This is a genomic window from Mucilaginibacter sp. OK268 (genome assembly GCF_900103125.1).
Taxonomy (GTDB): domain Bacteria; phylum Bacteroidota; class Bacteroidia; order Sphingobacteriales; family Sphingobacteriaceae; genus Mucilaginibacter.
The window spans coordinates 137,888-153,694 of sequence record NZ_FNJV01000011.1 but is presented as its reverse complement, the minus strand read 5'-3'; the positions used below and the strand labels follow the sequence as shown (position 1 = coordinate 153,694).

Below are 15,807 nucleotides of genomic sequence, written 5' to 3'. Positions count from 1 at the left end.
TGTTTGATTTTCTTGAAAAAATGGCAATAGACTCTCCATGAACCCTCCCAAAAGAGGGTTTTGAAGCAGGTTAACTGACCATACCCGGTTTCTTATACCGGGTATGATCAGTTAGTATTTATTGAATTTTAACAGAGGTTACTTTGTCATTGGCATTTGGCGATAAGGTGGTAAAATCAGGCGTGTTGGCCGTACGTGTCCATGAGGTACCGCCAAAGTTATTGTTGGTATACATGATCACCGTCCAGCCCGACGGTACTTTTACTGATGATGCCCAGTTGTCTACAAAACCATAAGCCTGTAATTGGGCCAGGGTATAAGTGCCTTTAGGTATAAGGCTGGTAACCGTACCGCTGTAATTGGTATTCTGATAAAAAGTTACACCGGTGGTTGTAGTACCGCCTCCTGTACCGTTCATGAGCTGAATGGCGTTTCTGGAAACTATAAATGGAGGGGTGTGGTTATAATCGCGGCTCATGCGGTAAGCGCCTACACCGGTTCCATTATTAGCTTTAACCCAGTTGGCATAGCTGTACAGATCTGACGTTGCTTTGGCGTCGCCACCCGATTGATCCTCGGTGCCGTCGGCATGTTTAAAGCTGTCTCCGTTAACCAGGAAAATGAGCTTATCCAATCCGTACGCGGTAACCAGCGGACTAAAACTCTGTGTTCCGCTGCCACTCCAGAAATGGCTTCCGGTAGTATAGGACTGGAATAATATATAGTCATAATTGCTTTTGGTGCCGGTTAAACTGTTGTTATCCAGGGAGCCATCGGTATCATAAAAAAACACTGGTTTTTTACCCATACTTAATGTAACCGCCGAGGTGGAGTTTGGTCCGAACCATTTAGCCACTGATTTCAATAAATTCGGATAGCTGCTGCTGGTTACATTTTTGTTGTCGATGGTACCGGACTCGATATCCAGATCTATACCATCCAAAGAATCGGCTACAATGTGCTGGTTATACATGACCTGCGACCAATGATCATAAGTGCTGGTTGCTGTTGCAACGGTGGCGGTTGAAGTTGGCGTAGCAGGATCCTTGGATGAACCATCAAAATAGGCATCGCCCAGAAAATGACATACCACGATCCTGGTTCCCTTGGCCTGGGCAGCGCGCCAATGTGACCTGGTGGCATCATTTCCTGCAAAAAACTCCAGGAAATCGGTACTGTCTGGCGCATTGGCTGGATTATAACTGGCAGCCGGGTCGGCACCATCCCCTACCAGAAAGCCTACAAATATTTTATGTACACTATTTTTGTAAGCGATCAGGTCGGCATTTGAAGTGGTCGACATCGTTGTTAAACCATTTTTGGACGCAGCTGCGGCTTGTAATTTTTCGGCAGCGCTTCCATTATCCTTTTTACAGGATTGAGTGAGGGCCAGAGCCGACATGCTTAACATAAGCAGACCGGTTTTAAGAGAGAGCAATCTTTTTTTCATAATGGGGGTTTTTATAAATAGGTAATAGAGAGAGTCAGGAATCAAGCGTTTGGAAAAATGATTCCTGGAGGATTTTGTTCCTGTCTTGATTCCTGATTCTCGATTCTTGACTCTTATTTTGTTATTGAATTTTAACAGAACTTACTACATCGTTCGCGTTGGGCGAAAGGGTGGTGAAATTGGTAGTGTTGGAGGTTAGCGTCCAGGAAGTACCGGTAAAATTATCATCTCCGTACATGGTTACAGTCCATCCCGTAGGTATTTTTACCGACGATGCCCAGTCGTTCACAAAACCCAGGGCCTGCAACTGCGATAAGGTATAGTTACCCTTGGGTATGGTACTGGTGGCGGTGCCAACATAATTGATATCCTGGTAAAAAGTAACACCGGAGGTAGTACCGCCGCCGCTGCCAAATACCGTTGCTTTACCATACAACGCGTTGGAAACACTGCTCAGGTAAGTGTGTGAGTCGGCATTAGGCAGGTTGTAGTACAGATATATGCCATAATTGTTATTGACGGTTTGGGTGGCCAGGGATGCCGCTGTTGATGCGCTGGTGCTTTGGATATCAATAGCAGCAGGGCCGAGGTTGCTGGCCGCTAATCCCGGTACGTTTGGTACAGAATAGCTGCCGTAAATGGCATTCCAGCTGTAATCAACTTTTGAGCCTACGGTTACCCCGTTAAAGCTCAAGCGGGAAGCCGCCGGGCCATAAAAATAAAAAGAAATGATCTTGGTTGGCATCAACTGGCGTAAGGCGGTTACCAGGTAAACAAATGAGCTTGAATTTGGCTGACCGGTTCCGTTGGTTCCATAGTCGGCATACTCATCATCAAAGTCGATACCGTCAAGTCCGTAGGTGGTTACCGCATTGGCTAACAATTGCGCAAAATCCTGCGCAGCTTGCTGGCTTGGGAAATTGGTGATGCCCGCTCCCTGGTGATTACCCAGTATAGAGAGCAGCACTTTTATACCCTTGGCCTGTAAAGGCTGTATCTTGGTGGCTGCATTGTTTAACACCGTAGTTACCTGAGGATTAAAAAATAATTCGGCCTTTTGGGTAGTGGTGTTGTAATTAATATTGGCCGCGAATATGATACCGATATCAAAAAGCTGTTCCCCGGTTGATAAGGTATAATTGCCCAAGTTTAGAATGTCGTTATTATTCACCTCCACATAACAAACGCCTTTGGGACCGCTAACGCCAATAGCGTTAGTACCTAATTTTGATGAAGCATTGTTTGTTTGCTGGGTGGGGGCCAGGTCTTTTTTACAGGCAGCCGTGAACATTAGCGCGGAGCCTAGTATGACCATAGTTATCCTGTTAAAGGATAAATTCATAGATGTTTTCATGTCGGTTTTTTATTGGTTTTTTAGGGTAAATGTTAGGGCAATTTCACGGTAGCCTTACCATAAAGCTTATTAGATACGCTTGTTAAGTAAGTATGTGCATCTGTATTGGGCAGGTTATAATACAGGTAGATACCATAGCTATTGTTTACGGTTTGTGTTGCCAGTGAAGCAGCGGTTGATGAGCTGGTGCTCTGGATATCAATAGCGGCAGGCCCCAGGTTACTTTTAGCTAAGCCCGGAACATTTGGTACCGAGTACGAACCATAAATGGCATTCCAGCTGTAATTAACTTTTGAACCAACGGTTACCCCGTTAAAGCTTAAACGAGATGCAGCAGGGCCATAAAAATAAAAGGAAATCAATTTGGTAGGCATCAGTTGACGTAAGGCGGTTACCAGGTAAACAAATGAGCTGGAGTTGGGTTGCCCGGTTCCGTTGGTGCCATAATCGGCATATTCATCGTCAAAGTCAATACCGTCAAGTCCGTAAGCGGTTACCGCATTGGCTAACAATTGCGCAAAATCCTGCGCAGCTTGCTGGCTTGGGAAATTGGTGATGCCCGCTCCCTGGTGATTACCCAATATAGAAAGCATTACCTTAATACCTTTGGCCTGCAAAGGTTGGATATAAGTAGCTTTGTTGCTCAGTACATTAGTTACCTGCGGATTGAAAAATAATTCGGCCTTTTGGGTGGTGGTGTTGTAATTAATATTGGCCGCGAATATAATACCGATATCAAACAATTGCTGCCCGGTTGATAAGGTGTATTTGCCTACGTTACGGATGTCGTTGCTGTTTACTTCCACATAGCAAACGCCTTTTGGGCCGCTAACACCAATGGCATCGGTGCTTAATTTTGATGAGGCATTGTCTGCCTGCGGAGTGGGAGCCAAATCCTTTTTACAGGCTGCTGTAAACAGCAGCGAAAAGCCTAATACGGCCACTGAGGCTTTGGTCAATAATAAATTAGATGTTTTTCTCATTGTCGGTTTTTTAAATTGGTTTTTTTATAAGTTTTTAATTGGTATTAAGAGCGGTGTTTATCCATAGGCGTATCGGCTTTTATTGATGGCAACGAAGGGATAATTGGGGTAAATTAATAGGGAGGGTTGGGTGTTAAACGATTTAGCATTATAATATGTTTAGTTAAATAACTAATAAATGTTAGGTATTTTTTACTATCCGGTAATGTAATGGGCATATATTAATGGGTTTATATGCGTAATGATTTAATTGGTTTACAGGTATATAGACAAACAATAAATAACAATTGCCTACAAGTAATTAAAATTTAATTATATTAATATACATATTATGGCTATATATGGTTTAATAACATCGTTTGCCGCTATAGCCGATAGTATGCCACCAGGAAAAAAACTACATTTGCCATGGCTTTAGGGGTATTCTGTAAAGAATTGAGAGAAACCCTTTGAACCTGATCCGGCTGATACCGGCGTAGGGAAAAGTCGGGACATACCTGCCTGTAGCGCTTAGTTCTGCGCCCCGAAGCCATGTTTTTATGAAATTGTAAACCATGAATAAGAAGATATCTAGTTATCCATCCGTTTTAACGATTGCGGGATTCGATGGCAGCGGAGGCGCAGGTATCCAGGGCGATATCAAAACCATCTCGGCGTTGGGATGCTACGCTACTTCGGTGCTCGCCGCGCTCCCGGTGCAAAATACCTGTGGGGTAAGGTCCATTCACTCTATCCCTGCCGAAGTGGTGGGAGCACAACTGCAAGCCATATTGGATGATATTTTCCCGGATGCTATTAAGATAGGTATGGTGCATACAACTGAGGTGCTTGAGGTCATTGTAAATACCCTGCAACAGTACCCGGAGGTTCTGGTGGTATTTGATCCGGTTATGGTATCAACCAGCGGGCACCGGCTTTTGGAGGATAGTACGATAGAAGCAATTGTTAAAAAACTGTTCCCGCTGGCGGCTGTTATTACCCCTAATTTAGATGAAGCCGCTGTTTTAACCGGGATGCCTGTACATACCATAGATGATATGCGGATAGCCGGTAAAAAGCTCATGGAGCTGGGAGCACGCTCCGTATTATTAAAAGGCGGTCATCTGGATGCTGCGCAATTAACCTCCTTATATTTTACAAACGATGGCAAGGTACAGGAATACAGTTTTGAAAAAATAGATACCCAAAATACCCGCGGCACAGGATGCGCCCTGTCATCGGCCATAGCTGCTTACATCGCACAAGGAAGATCACTGCCCGATGCGATAGCCCTTGCACAGGAATACGTGCACCAGGCCATACTGACTGGAAAAGATGTACAAACTGGTAAAGGCAATGGTCCGCTGAATCACTTTTTTGATCCGCAAAAACTAATCATAAACAAATAGGTGGGTAGCTTTTTTGTCCACTCGGGGTCTCCTGAAAGTTTAAGTTAACCCATAAATCACTGCTCCTAACTCAAGACCAAACACCAGTTGCCTCTTTTATTTTATTCAGGTACATTTAGGGCTTGATTAACTAATTAAATGAAAAAAACTTTATTTACCTATTTGTGGCTGACGATAACGGCTATCAGCGTATATGCCCAGCCCCAGGCACCTGATGCGGAATACATTAAGGCCAATTATCAGAAATACGAATACCAGATACCCATGCGCGATGGTAAAAAGCTGTTTACCTCGGTATACGTACCCAAAGACCAGTCGAAAAAGTATCCCATCATGATGGACCGCACGCCCTACAGCGTTGCACCCTATGGGACCGATTTGTATAAAGGGGGCCTGGGGCCATCATCCTTATTTGTGCATGATGGTTTTATTTTTGTTTACCAGGATGTGCGTGGCCGCTGGATGAGTGAAGGTGTTTTTGAAGAAATGACGCCCGAAAAAGAGGTGCACAAAACCAAAAACGATGTTGATGAAGGCACCGATACTTATGATACCATCAACTGGCTGCTTAAAAATCTGCCTAACAACAATGGTAAAGTAGGGGTGTGGGGTATTTCGTACCCCGGTTTTTATACCACAGCATCATTGCTGAGTCGCCATCCGGCGCTGGTAGCCGCATCACCGCAGGCTCCCATGGCCGATCTGTACCGAGATGATGCTTTTCATAACGGTGCCTTTATGTTGGTAGCTAACTTTGGATTTTATCCGTTTTTCACCAATCGTCAGGATGATAAGCCTACGCAACGCCGTGCACCCGGACTTAATGCAGGAACAGAAGATGGTTATGATTTTTTCATGCGGATGGGTTCGGTAAAAAACACGAACGATAAATTTTATAAAGATACCATCCGCCTGTGGAACGAGATGCTGGATCATCCCGATTATGATCAGCATTGGAAAGATCGTAACGTGTTAACCCACCTGCACGATATTAAAACCGCGGTGCTGGTTACCGGTGGCTGGTATGATGCCGAAGATCTGTACGGCGCTATCAATACCTACAAAACATTGGTAAAAGAAAACCCTAAAACACCCGTTTACTTTACCATGGGGCCCTGGGTGCATGGCGGCTGGGCCCGCGGCGATGGCGACCATTTAGGCGATGTAGATTTTGGCGGGCCAACCGGACCTTTTTATCGCGAAAAGATAGAGTTCGCCTTTTTTAGTCACTACCTCAAAGGTACTGAACTAAGCCTGGCACCGGTATCCGCATTTGAAACCGGCACCAATCAATGGAAAACCTATAATGCCTGGCCATCAAAAGAAGCTGCAGAAAAGAACCTGTACCTGTTACCCGGCGGTAAATTGTCTTTTGATGCGCCGGCAACTACAGCTGGCAGCTTTGATGAGTTTGTATCTGATCCAAACAAACCGGTGCCTTTTACAAACGATATTACCATGGATATGAAGCGGGAGTACATGACCGGCGATCAGCGTTTTGCCGCCCGCAGGCCCGATGTACTAACTTATGCAACCGATGTGCTGGATAAGGACGTAACATTGGCCGGTAACATCTGGGCCAATCTGAAAGTATCAACCACAGGTACCGATGCCGACTGGGTGGTTAAGGTAATTGATGTATATCCCGATTCAACCAAAAACAATAAGCGGACAGGCAAGGATGTGTACCTGTCGTGCTACCAGCAAATGGTACGCAGCGAGGCTATTCGTGGTAAATACCGCAATGATTTTGGTAAACCTGAGCCATTTGTACCAGGCCAGGTAACGCCGGTTAATTTTGAGCTGCAGGATGTGCTGCACACCTTTAAAAAAGGGCACCGCTTAATGGTGCAGGTGCAAAGTACCTGGTTCCCACTTATTGACAGGAATACCCAGCAGTTCCAGGATATCATGAAAGCAAAAGATACCGACTTTAAAAAGGCCACCCACCGCGTTTATACCTCAAAAGATAGCCCAAGTTTTTTGAAAGTAAGGGTGATAGAATAGGGCAATAAATATCGAACACCGGATGCTGAATGTTGAAGGCTGAATCATTCAGCATCCGTTATAGCAAAAGTTAAAAAAGCAAAGGATGGTGCGATTCCTTCCCTGGGGAAGGGTAGGAAGGGGTTTATGGAATAGAACGGTAGCGTTGTCACTTGCATAAATTGCTCCCTGTGATTGTTATCTGTATCTGCAATAGCCATTTGCCGGATCGCTATTGAAACTTTGTATAATTTGATTTTATATGGAACCTTTACAACTAACTGTTATCGATACAAAGGTGATTTCGGCAGAACACCCGGAGGATTATTTCAATACCATCCTGAGTAGCGTAAACGATCATATCGTACGGATCGGGATCATGACCGAAGCCTATTTCTGGCACCTTCACCCCAATTCCGACGAAACCTTCCTGGTACTGGAAGGCACCCTGCTGATCGATCTGGAAACCGGCACCCTCGAATTGCAGCCCGGGCAATTGTTAACCATTCCCCAAAATACACGTCACCGTACCCGACCCGGAGGGGAAAGGTCTGTAAACCTCACCATCGAGCATAAAAACACGGAGACGGTAATGGGCTAAGCAGGTATGCTGCGATCAAGGAAATCGAGTTGAAAAATGCAGCATGTCATGCCGAATTTATTTCGGCATCCCACAGGATATTCAGGCTTGCCGGATCTGCGATTTGCCTGTTGCAGACCTATCCTGTGCTTACCTGCAAGTGGGATGCCGAAATAAATTCGGCATGACCTCTACTTGTTGCCCCATCATCTTGTATGATCGGCCAATATTTCGTATATTAGTACAAACAGCCCGGTTTTCTATTTTTTTAGAAAACCGGGCTGTTTAGTTAAGAGAAAAACAAGCCCAAAAATCAATTGTTTTTTGTTTAGTTATTTGATAGTCAGTAATTTAATACTTTTTAAACCTATCAAAACCATGTTAAAATTTGTTAAAAAGTGTTAAAATGAGGGGTTTTGAATAAGTTTTGAGCAGTTTTCGACACGTTTTGACCCTATTTTTAGTTAAAAAAGTGTTAAAATAAAGCTTTAAAAAGTTTTTGTCGCCCGTAGATCAATGAAAATTCGGTATAAAAATAACGGTTGTGGTATAATGCAGGATTTGCACTAAACTATAGTTTTGGAGTTGAAACCTGAAGATCCAAACTTATCAGTGAAAAACGCATGAAAAATTTACTGTTTATTTTATTGCTGTTCATTATAACCGGTGCCTATGGTCAACAAACCAAGGTGGAAAATAATGTGGTGTATAAATCGGTACCATTATCTAAAAACGACGCGGGTTTTTTGGCCTTAAAACGTACAGCTCAGAAATACTTGCCCCAGTTTATAGATAGCCTGCAAAAGCACGGAGGCGATAGTCAGGGCTACCGTTTTGTGGTAAAATCCGACTTTGCAGAGGGCGACACCCATGAACATATGTGGTCGGAAGTGGTTGGCTATAGCAATGGGGTTTTTAAAGCCATATTTATCGATTCGCCTTTTACGCTTAAAGATATTAAGCTGGGCGATAAGATCAGCATTAAACAAGCAGACGTGGAGGATTGGGCTGTTCATAACCTGAGAACCAAGAAAATAACAGGCGAATTTTCAGAGAAATACCTGAACAGCAAGCAGTAGTTTTTGTAGCATTTATAACTTTCCTGTCGTAATAGGTATAAAACCCTGATTATGATAAAGAAAGTACCTTTCCTGCTATTATTAATTGTTGGCTTTGCTGCCTGCAAAGGAAACAAACAAGAAAACGGCTGTGGCGTACAAACCTGTACCCTGGAGTATACTTACCTGGGAATTGTCATCACCGATAAGCAAAATACCTACCCGGCGATCACTGGTTTTTCGGCCATTAACCTGCGTACCAACAAGGCATTGTCACCAGTAAAGTACCCCCCTAATATTGATTTTGTGCAAGGCTTCACACTATTAGCTACAGACGATAATATCAAAGATTTTTCGACAGAGGGGGACGATGTAAAAATAACTGCCACTAACGCGGCAACCCATCAAACGCTAAGTTCAACCATCAAAATATCCGGAGGCTGCAATTGCCATATCAAAAAGGTCTCAGGTCCGGATAAGATAGTATTTGACTGATCAGATAGCCGACAAGTTCACCGGAGAAACATTAGGGTAGGCCTGGTATATTACATAGGAGCCATTGCTATCGGCAATTACTTTAAGCGATTGTTTTTTACTGCCCTGTACCTCGCTTACGTTTTTCCAGCCGGCCGGCACATGGGTTTTAAGTGTAAGCGGAATGTTGTAAAAAACTTTACTAAGCGGGTGGCTGATAGTAACGGTTATTTTACTGCCTTTTAAACTGCTTTGTACTTTGGCGCTTTGCCTTTCGCGCATGTATTTGGTTACATCGCCAAATGTGGCCACCCAAAGTTTGTCCTGGTGATCTTTAATATAGGTAAAATATTCGTCCAGCTCCTGGTGGGGTAGGGCTTCCCAGCCTATACCGTCAACGCCGTGATGGGTAAGTACCAGCCAGGTATCTTTTCTGGTCATGGTGGTATCTACCCAGGCTTTCATCATGGGTAATGGGGTTTTGGTTGTTGCACCACGCTGGTATTGTACATATTCCTTATTGGTATTGCCAGGGGTATCCTTGTTACCGCGGCTTATTTCTTTGAGCCAGGGTTCGGGCATACGGTTGCGCAGGGCAGGATAAACCTTGGCCAGGTAAGCTACGGCACGCTCATTCTCGGTTCCAAACGGTCCTTCGGCACTGAAGGTGTATGCGAGGCCTAAATGATTTAAAACATCCAGCCGGCTTTTTTCGGCTTCGTACATTAAATTGGTTTCGTCCAGTGCTGCCAGGCGGGGGTGGGTTACCATATGGCTGGCAAATTCATGCCCCTGCGCGGCATAAGCTTTGATCTGTGCCCAAGTAGTGCCGTGAGCGTCTTTATATTCGTCGTTATGCTGTACGCCGGGTTTAAATTCGCCATTGCGCACTTTAGCATAGCACTCATCAATGGCTTTATAGGCAGCTTCGGTTTTACCGGTATCTACCAGTGATCCGGCTTTATAATGATAATCCAGCGGACCGATCAAGCCCAGATATCCGGCTGCTGAAGCCCGCTCGAAAAAGTTGTCCTTATTGGTTGGTATGGTAGCTGTTTCCTTGATAATATCTTTTACCGGGCGGCCAATGAATTTGCCATGATATTGTGAACCCGGTATTTGCCCGGTAATGATAAAAAACGTAGCCGGTAATTGCAGCCTGTTGAGTATGGGTAATGCTACTTTGAACTGATTGATAGAGCCATCGTCCCAGGTAATGGATACCGCTCCGTTGCGGCCATACTGCCATTTGGTTATTTGGGTTTTACCTGGTTGGGCCTTTACCAATGGACTTAAAGACAATGTAGCGATAACCAGCAGAAGCAGTTTTTTCATCATAAAAAGGTTTATGTAGCTAATATAACATACTTACACAATGATGCTTTGTATTAATGCTTTTGTAACAAAATAGTTAATTATGCGATGATCATGTTTTTATTAATTTAAACTAATTCTAAATAATGTTTGCAAATCAGGATTGCGTTGTTATTTTTGCGCTTAATTAGACTCAATCTAAATTAAATGGCAAAATACTTACACAATACCCTGCAAAAATTTTCTTTCCTCCTTTTAGTTCTATTCATAACTATTTTAACAGCAAAAGCCGATGATGAAGGCGTTAACGGAAAGATATCCGGATTTGTTAAAACAAGCGACGGTTTACCGGCAGCATTTGTTAATGTATCTATAAAAGGTTTAAATAAAAGTACCATGACCATTGGCGATGGTTCCTTCATCTTTAACAACATAAAACCCGGAACTTATTTATTAACAACATCATATATCGGTACTAAAAGTGAAGAGAAAACGGTAGAGGTACAAGCCAAACAAACTACTACTGTTAGTTTTATACTGAGTGAAAGTTCGGCGCAACTTAATGAGGTGGTTATATCATCTACAAAAACCATCAATAGTAAAAAGTTGAGTGTAGGTAAAATAAATGTATCGCCTATGGATCTGCCTCAAAGTGTTACCGTTATAGGGCGCGATGTGCTTGATCAGCAACAATCATTACGGTTAAGTGATGTAACTAAAAATATCAACGGTGTTTATTTATACAGTGCCCGTGGCAATACCCAGGAAACCTTTGGCGCGCGTGGGTATAATTTTTCAAGCACCAATATGTTTAAGAATGGTTTCCGTATAAACTCAGGTGTAATGCCTGAGATCAGCTCGCTTGAACAGGTGGAGGTTTTAAAAGGCAGTGCCGCTTTGCTTTATGGCAACGTTGCACCAGGCGGTATACTGAACCTGGTTACCAAAAAACCAAAATTTGAACAAGGTGGCCAGGTATCCATGACTTATGGTAGTTACGATCTGTATAAGCCGGTTTTTGATGTTTATGGTCCTATATCATCTAAATTGGCATACCGCGTAAACGGAACCTATGAAAATGCTAAAAGCTTTCGCGATAACGTAAAATCAGAACGTGAATACATCAATCCCTCGTTCTTGTACAAGATCAGTGATAAAACCCAAATCATTGTTGAAGGTGATTATCTGAACTATGATTTTACACCTGATTTTGGAACCGGGCAAATCAATAATGTAATTGCCAAAGTACCGCGTAACCGTTACCTGGGTGCATCATGGTCAACCGGTAACACCAAGCAAACAACGGCTACAGCTACTATTAATCACCAGATCAATAGTTTATGGCAGTTAAGTGGTGGGCTTTCCTATCAGCATTTTGATCGTCAGTATCAAACTACCGAACGTGTGCTGCCCGATACGCTTACCGGCGACTGGGCGCGTACCTTAAATCGTGCTAAAACACTGGAAGATTATTATACCGCTCAGTTTAATATAACCGGGCAGTTCAATACAGGCTCTATCAAACATAATATTTTAGTAGGTGTTGATGCCGACTGGTATAGAAACACCAACTACACCTATGTGGCTACTGTAAATAAAGTATCAAGTTATCTTGATCAGAATAATGCACTTCAAAATGCAGTTTATGATAAGATCAACATTCTTGACCTTACTAAATATACCCAGCGTACGGATAAGCCAACCATGAACCCTTTTTATAACGTTTTAACGCTTACAAACCGTTTTGGCGCTTATTTTAATGATTTGATCAGCTTATCGGATAAAGTAAAGGTGCTTGCTGGTTTGCGTTGGTCATATCAATATATATCGCCTACTACGGTTAGTACTTATTATAACACAAGCCCTGCTTTAGCACAACCCGCAGCCGGTAAAGAGGATAAAGCATTTTCGCCAAGGGTTGGCATAGTTTACAAACCATTAACCAATACTGCTTTATTTGCCAGCTACTCAAATTCGTTTGTTGTAAATACAGGTACCGATGTTAATAACAATCCACTTGATCCTTCGCTGCTTGATCAATATGAATTTGGTGTTAAAAACGATTTCCTGAATGGTAATCTGTCGGTAAATGTAACGGCTTACCGGATACTGAATAATAACCTGGCTCAAACGGCAGTTTTCCAGGCCGATGGGGTTACACCTAATACCAATACCAACATTAAAACATTAACAGGGCAAACCAAAAGTGATGGTGTTGAACTGGATATTGCGGGCCATCCGGTAAAGGGGCTTGATATATTAGCAGGTTATAGCTATACCAATGCCAGGTATACCAAAACACCAACAGCGGTAGGCAGCAATATAGCTGGTCAGCCATTGGTGAATGTACCGAAGCATACCGCAAATACCAGCTTATTCTATACTTTTTATAATGGTGATCTGAAAGGGTTTAAAGTTGGGGCTTCTGTTTATTACCTGGGCGATCGCACTGCCGGTAATGCCAATACCGTTGGACAAACACCAACTTCAACACAACCCAGAACAAGACTGGTTAATGTTCCGGGGTTTACCACGGTTGACGCATCGGTAGGATACAGTTATAAAAAATTATCCATCATCGGCAAAATATCAAACATAGGTAATGTGCTTAATTACAATGTGCACGAAAACTACAGCATAAATCCAATACCACCGCGACAGTTTTTAACCACATTGGCTTATAAGTTTTAAGATTTTTAAACCACAATATAAAATATTAAACCGGTTATGCTTTGCGTACCGGTTTTTGCAGATACAGCAGCTATGAAGATTTTTTTTCGCACGATACATCTTTACCTGAGCCTCGCGGCTGGTATTATCATTTTTTGCTCGTGTTTTACGGGTACCATGCTGGTTTTTGAAAAGGAGATACAGCATGCGCTTCATCCGCAGCGTTACTCTATAAAACCACAGGAGACAAGGATGACTTTGGCGAACCTGGTACCCGAGGCTTTAAAGCAGGTGCCCCGGGCTAAACTCTCGTCGGTTATGGTGTATAATGATCCAGTGCGCGCCACCGAAATAGCGGTAATAATTCCTGAAAAGAAGAATAAAAAAGACGCAGAGCAACCAGCTCTAAAAACAGAAAAAAGCAAAAAAGGTAATGGCCATGACCATAAAGACAAGAAACTAAAGGCGGATGAAAAGCCTAATCTAACCCTTTTTGTAAACCCCTATACAGGTCAGGTGATCGAACAGTTTAACCGTCGCCAAACTTTTCTGTATAAGGTGGAGATGTTTCACCGCTTTTTACTAGGAGCCAAGAATAGTTTTGGCGATTGGGTAGTATCGTTATCTACGCTTATTTTTCTGTTTATATTGATCACAGGGGTGATATTATGGTGGCCCAAGACAAAAGCGATCATGCGGCAACGTCTTAAAATTAAGTGGGATGGCAGTGTCAAAAGGTTAACGCATGACCTGCATATAGTTACCGGCTTTTATACTTCGGTGTTTTTGATCGTGGTGGTATTAACCGGGTTGATCATGACCTTTAAATGGGCCAATGTTACCTTGTTCGCTATTCTGGGGTCAAAGCCACCTGTTAAAGAGCAACCCAAAGCACCGCTGTCTGTATACAAACCCAACACCGCAGCTTTATCTGCCGACGCGGTTTTAGCTGGTATGGGTAAAACAATCGCCACAGCCGAATATTATAGCGTTCGCCTCCCGCGCGATTCATCGGCCACCTATACAGTAAATGTTTGGCCAAAAGGAGCTTTGGAAACCACCGCGGATATCTATTATATTGATCAGTACAGCGGCAGCCTGGCAGGATCTCAAACGTTTGCCTCTAAAAGTTTGGGTCAACGGGTAAGGGCATTTGTAAAACCGGTTCATACAGGAGCTGTATACGGTTTGCCTACCCAGATAATCAGTTTTGTGGTTTGTGCCTTGTCGCTCATATTCCCGGTAACAGGGGTAATGATGTGGTTAAACCGCATCAAGAAAAAGAAGAAGCCCTTGGCAAAGAAGGTTGTAGTTGCTGCTTAAAGCTATTGAATGAGTAAAAAACTAAATTTTTAATAAGGCCTCTGCATTCTGGTATGCGACCCTGTGTCTTTCGGTTTCATTGACTGGAAGCGCCATTAGAAAATCCCTGGCATTGGCCATTGAGGCCCAGGGATAGTCGGCAGAAAACAGAATCCGTTCAGCACCTACCTCGAGCAATAAATTCCGGAATGGTGCTTCATAATTAAAGCCTCCGATGGTGTAATGGATATTTTCTTTTAGATAGGCACTTATAGAACGTTCCAGGCCTGTACGTTCGGGAGAGAACATCCTGTTCATCCGCTGCTGCATAAACGGCAGTGATTCACCTAAATGCCCGATAATTATTTGCAGATCAGGGAAACGGTCAAACACCCCACCCAGTATCAATCGCATTACATGAATGCCTGTTTCAATGTGCCAGCCATAGCCCCCTCCCGCAAAAAACTCTTCAATCACGGGTGAAAAACCACTGTAATAAATATCGCTGATGGCTTTGGGCGGTTTGGTAGGATGCAGATAGATCGGTACGCCCAGTGACTGCACACTTTCAAATATGGGCCAAAAATATTGATCATCCAGGTAACGCCCGTTAACATGACCGTTAATAACAGCTCCCTTGAATCCTAATGATCCAGTTGCCCGGTCTAATTCTGCAACTGCTGCCTTAGGATCGGCAGTCGGAATAGCGGCCAACCCGGAAAAACGATCCGGAAAGTTGGCGATGGCCTGGGCCAGGGTGTCGTTGATGTCTTGAGCTAAAGTAATGGCTTCAGCGCCCGTGCTTTGCTCTACACCCGGCGGCGTGATAGACAGCACCTGCATATCAATGCCGGCGCTATCCATTTCGGCAATCCTTTTTTCGCCCAGATCGAGCAGTTTTTCAGCAGTTTCCGGATATCCGTTTATACTGCTACCTGCTCCCGCAAGAAAAAGAGGCGTAGCAAAATGTTCTTCTATAGTGATGGTGCGCATATGATACAAACGCTAATGATGAGCAGCTAAATTAAGTTTTTAAAACCTGTAACCGAAAGGCATATAGTGGATTCCCTAAATCCCTTTCTCAAAAGGCATCAAGAACCAAATTTAGTTCTGGAAAATATATGAGCGTTGTTTTTTATGGATATAGCACAATACCCACCAAAAATGTTGAAAACTTTTTGGTGGTAAAAAGTGGTAGAAAGTGGTAAAAGTACCTTACTTTTACTCATTATATTATGCCATAGTCTT

The 15,807-nt window shown here is 43.4% G+C and carries 12 protein-coding genes and 1 riboswitch; of the genes, 7 read left to right on the top strand and 5 right to left on the bottom strand.

Annotation, left to right across the window (positions count from 1 at the left end; translation table 11 throughout):
* Positions 1–118: 118 nt before the first annotated feature.
* The 3 genes from BLR84_RS26200 to BLR84_RS26190 form a co-directional block, all read right to left on the bottom strand.
* On the bottom strand, positions 119–1,450 hold the full coding sequence (locus tag BLR84_RS26200; protein WP_090473225.1) for an EndoS/ChiA family endoglycosidase: 1,332 nt from the start codon (positions 1,448–1,450) through the stop codon (positions 119–121).
* Between the two features lie 121 nt (positions 1,451–1,571).
* On the bottom strand, positions 1,572–2,804 hold the full coding sequence (locus tag BLR84_RS26195; protein ID WP_090473224.1) for an endo-beta-N-acetylglucosaminidase H: 1,233 nt from the start codon (positions 2,802–2,804) through the stop codon (positions 1,572–1,574).
* A 32-nt stretch (positions 2,805–2,836) separates the two neighbouring features.
* Complete coding sequence (locus BLR84_RS26190) at positions 2,837–3,787, bottom strand: endo-beta-N-acetylglucosaminidase H (protein ID WP_090473223.1); 951 nt, start codon at positions 3,785–3,787, stop codon at positions 2,837–2,839.
* A gap of 406 nt (positions 3,788–4,193) precedes the next feature.
* Positions 4,194–4,286, top strand: a riboswitch (TPP riboswitch).
* 55 nt (positions 4,287–4,341) lie between these two features.
* Between BLR84_RS26190 and thiD the strand changes: the two genes are divergently transcribed.
* The 5 genes from thiD (at position 4,342) to BLR84_RS26165 (ending at position 9,294) form a co-directional block, all read left to right on the top strand.
* Positions 4,342–5,175, top strand: a complete 834-nt coding sequence (gene thiD, locus BLR84_RS26185) for a bifunctional hydroxymethylpyrimidine kinase/phosphomethylpyrimidine kinase (RefSeq protein ID WP_090473222.1) — start codon at positions 4,342–4,344, stop codon at positions 5,173–5,175.
* Positions 5,176–5,313: 138 nt separating this feature from the next.
* Positions 5,314–7,182 (top strand): CocE/NonD family hydrolase, encoded by a 1,869-nt coding sequence (locus BLR84_RS26180; RefSeq protein WP_090473221.1) that lies wholly within the window; start codon positions 5,314–5,316, stop codon positions 7,180–7,182.
* A 241-nt stretch (positions 7,183–7,423) separates the two neighbouring features.
* A complete protein-coding gene (locus BLR84_RS26175) occupies positions 7,424–7,762 on the top strand; it encodes a cupin domain-containing protein (protein WP_090473220.1) in 339 nt (112 codons plus the stop codon).
* Positions 7,763–8,364: 602 nt separating this feature from the next.
* Positions 8,365–8,820 (top strand): DUF2314 domain-containing protein, encoded by a 456-nt coding sequence (locus BLR84_RS26170; RefSeq protein WP_090473219.1) that lies wholly within the window; start codon positions 8,365–8,367, stop codon positions 8,818–8,820.
* Between the two features lie 51 nt (positions 8,821–8,871).
* Positions 8,872–9,294 carry a hypothetical protein gene (locus BLR84_RS26165; protein WP_090473218.1) on the top strand — a complete coding sequence of 141 codons (423 nt, stop codon included), beginning with the start codon at positions 8,872–8,874 and terminating at the stop codon, positions 9,292–9,294.
* Here BLR84_RS26165 and BLR84_RS26160 read toward each other — a convergent pair whose 3' ends face one another.
* On the bottom strand, positions 9,295–10,608 hold the full coding sequence (locus tag BLR84_RS26160; protein WP_176852159.1) for a polysaccharide deacetylase family protein: 1,314 nt from the start codon (positions 10,606–10,608) through the stop codon (positions 9,295–9,297). It abuts the gene before it with no gap.
* A 186-nt stretch (positions 10,609–10,794) separates the two neighbouring features.
* Between BLR84_RS26160 and BLR84_RS26155 the strand changes: the two genes are divergently transcribed.
* Together BLR84_RS26155 and BLR84_RS26150 are read left to right on the top strand one after the other, a co-directional pair.
* A complete protein-coding gene (locus BLR84_RS26155; protein ID WP_090473216.1) occupies positions 10,795–13,278 on the top strand; it encodes a TonB-dependent receptor in 2,484 nt (827 codons plus the stop codon).
* 72 nt (positions 13,279–13,350) lie between these two features.
* Positions 13,351–14,580 carry a PepSY-associated TM helix domain-containing protein gene (locus BLR84_RS26150; protein WP_176852158.1) on the top strand — a complete coding sequence of 410 codons (1,230 nt, stop codon included), beginning with the start codon at positions 13,351–13,353 and terminating at the stop codon, positions 14,578–14,580.
* Positions 14,581–14,601: 21 nt separating this feature from the next.
* On the opposite strand, the gene BLR84_RS26145 is transcribed toward BLR84_RS26150, so the two are convergent.
* Complete coding sequence (locus BLR84_RS26145; protein ID WP_090473214.1) at positions 14,602–15,552, bottom strand: amidohydrolase family protein; 951 nt, start codon at positions 15,550–15,552, stop codon at positions 14,602–14,604.
* Positions 15,553–15,807: the final 255 nt, after the last annotated feature.

Coding starts and splice junctions, on each gene's coding strand:
- BLR84_RS26200 (WP_090473225.1), bottom strand. CDS start 1,450: ATGAAAAAAAGATTGCTCTCTCTTAAAACCGGTCTGCTTATGTTAAGC.
- BLR84_RS26195 (WP_090473224.1), bottom strand. CDS start 2,804: ATGAAAACATCTATGAATTTATCCTTTAACAGGATAACTATGGTCATA.
- BLR84_RS26190 (WP_090473223.1), bottom strand. CDS start 3,787: ATGAGAAAAACATCTAATTTATTATTGACCAAAGCCTCAGTGGCCGTA.
- thiD (WP_090473222.1), top strand. CDS start 4,342: ATGAATAAGAAGATATCTAGTTATCCATCCGTTTTAACGATTGCGGGA.
- BLR84_RS26180 (WP_090473221.1), top strand. CDS start 5,314: ATGAAAAAAACTTTATTTACCTATTTGTGGCTGACGATAACGGCTATC.
- BLR84_RS26175 (WP_090473220.1), top strand. CDS start 7,424: ATGGAACCTTTACAACTAACTGTTATCGATACAAAGGTGATTTCGGCA.
- BLR84_RS26170 (WP_090473219.1), top strand. CDS start 8,365: ATGAAAAATTTACTGTTTATTTTATTGCTGTTCATTATAACCGGTGCC.
- BLR84_RS26165 (WP_090473218.1), top strand. CDS start 8,872: ATGATAAAGAAAGTACCTTTCCTGCTATTATTAATTGTTGGCTTTGCT.
- BLR84_RS26160 (WP_176852159.1), bottom strand. CDS start 10,608: ATGAAAAAACTGCTTCTGCTGGTTATCGCTACATTGTCTTTAAGTCCA.
- BLR84_RS26155 (WP_090473216.1), top strand. CDS start 10,795: ATGGCAAAATACTTACACAATACCCTGCAAAAATTTTCTTTCCTCCTT.
- BLR84_RS26150 (WP_176852158.1), top strand. CDS start 13,351: ATGAAGATTTTTTTTCGCACGATACATCTTTACCTGAGCCTCGCGGCT.
- BLR84_RS26145 (WP_090473214.1), bottom strand. CDS start 15,552: ATGCGCACCATCACTATAGAAGAACATTTTGCTACGCCTCTTTTTCTT.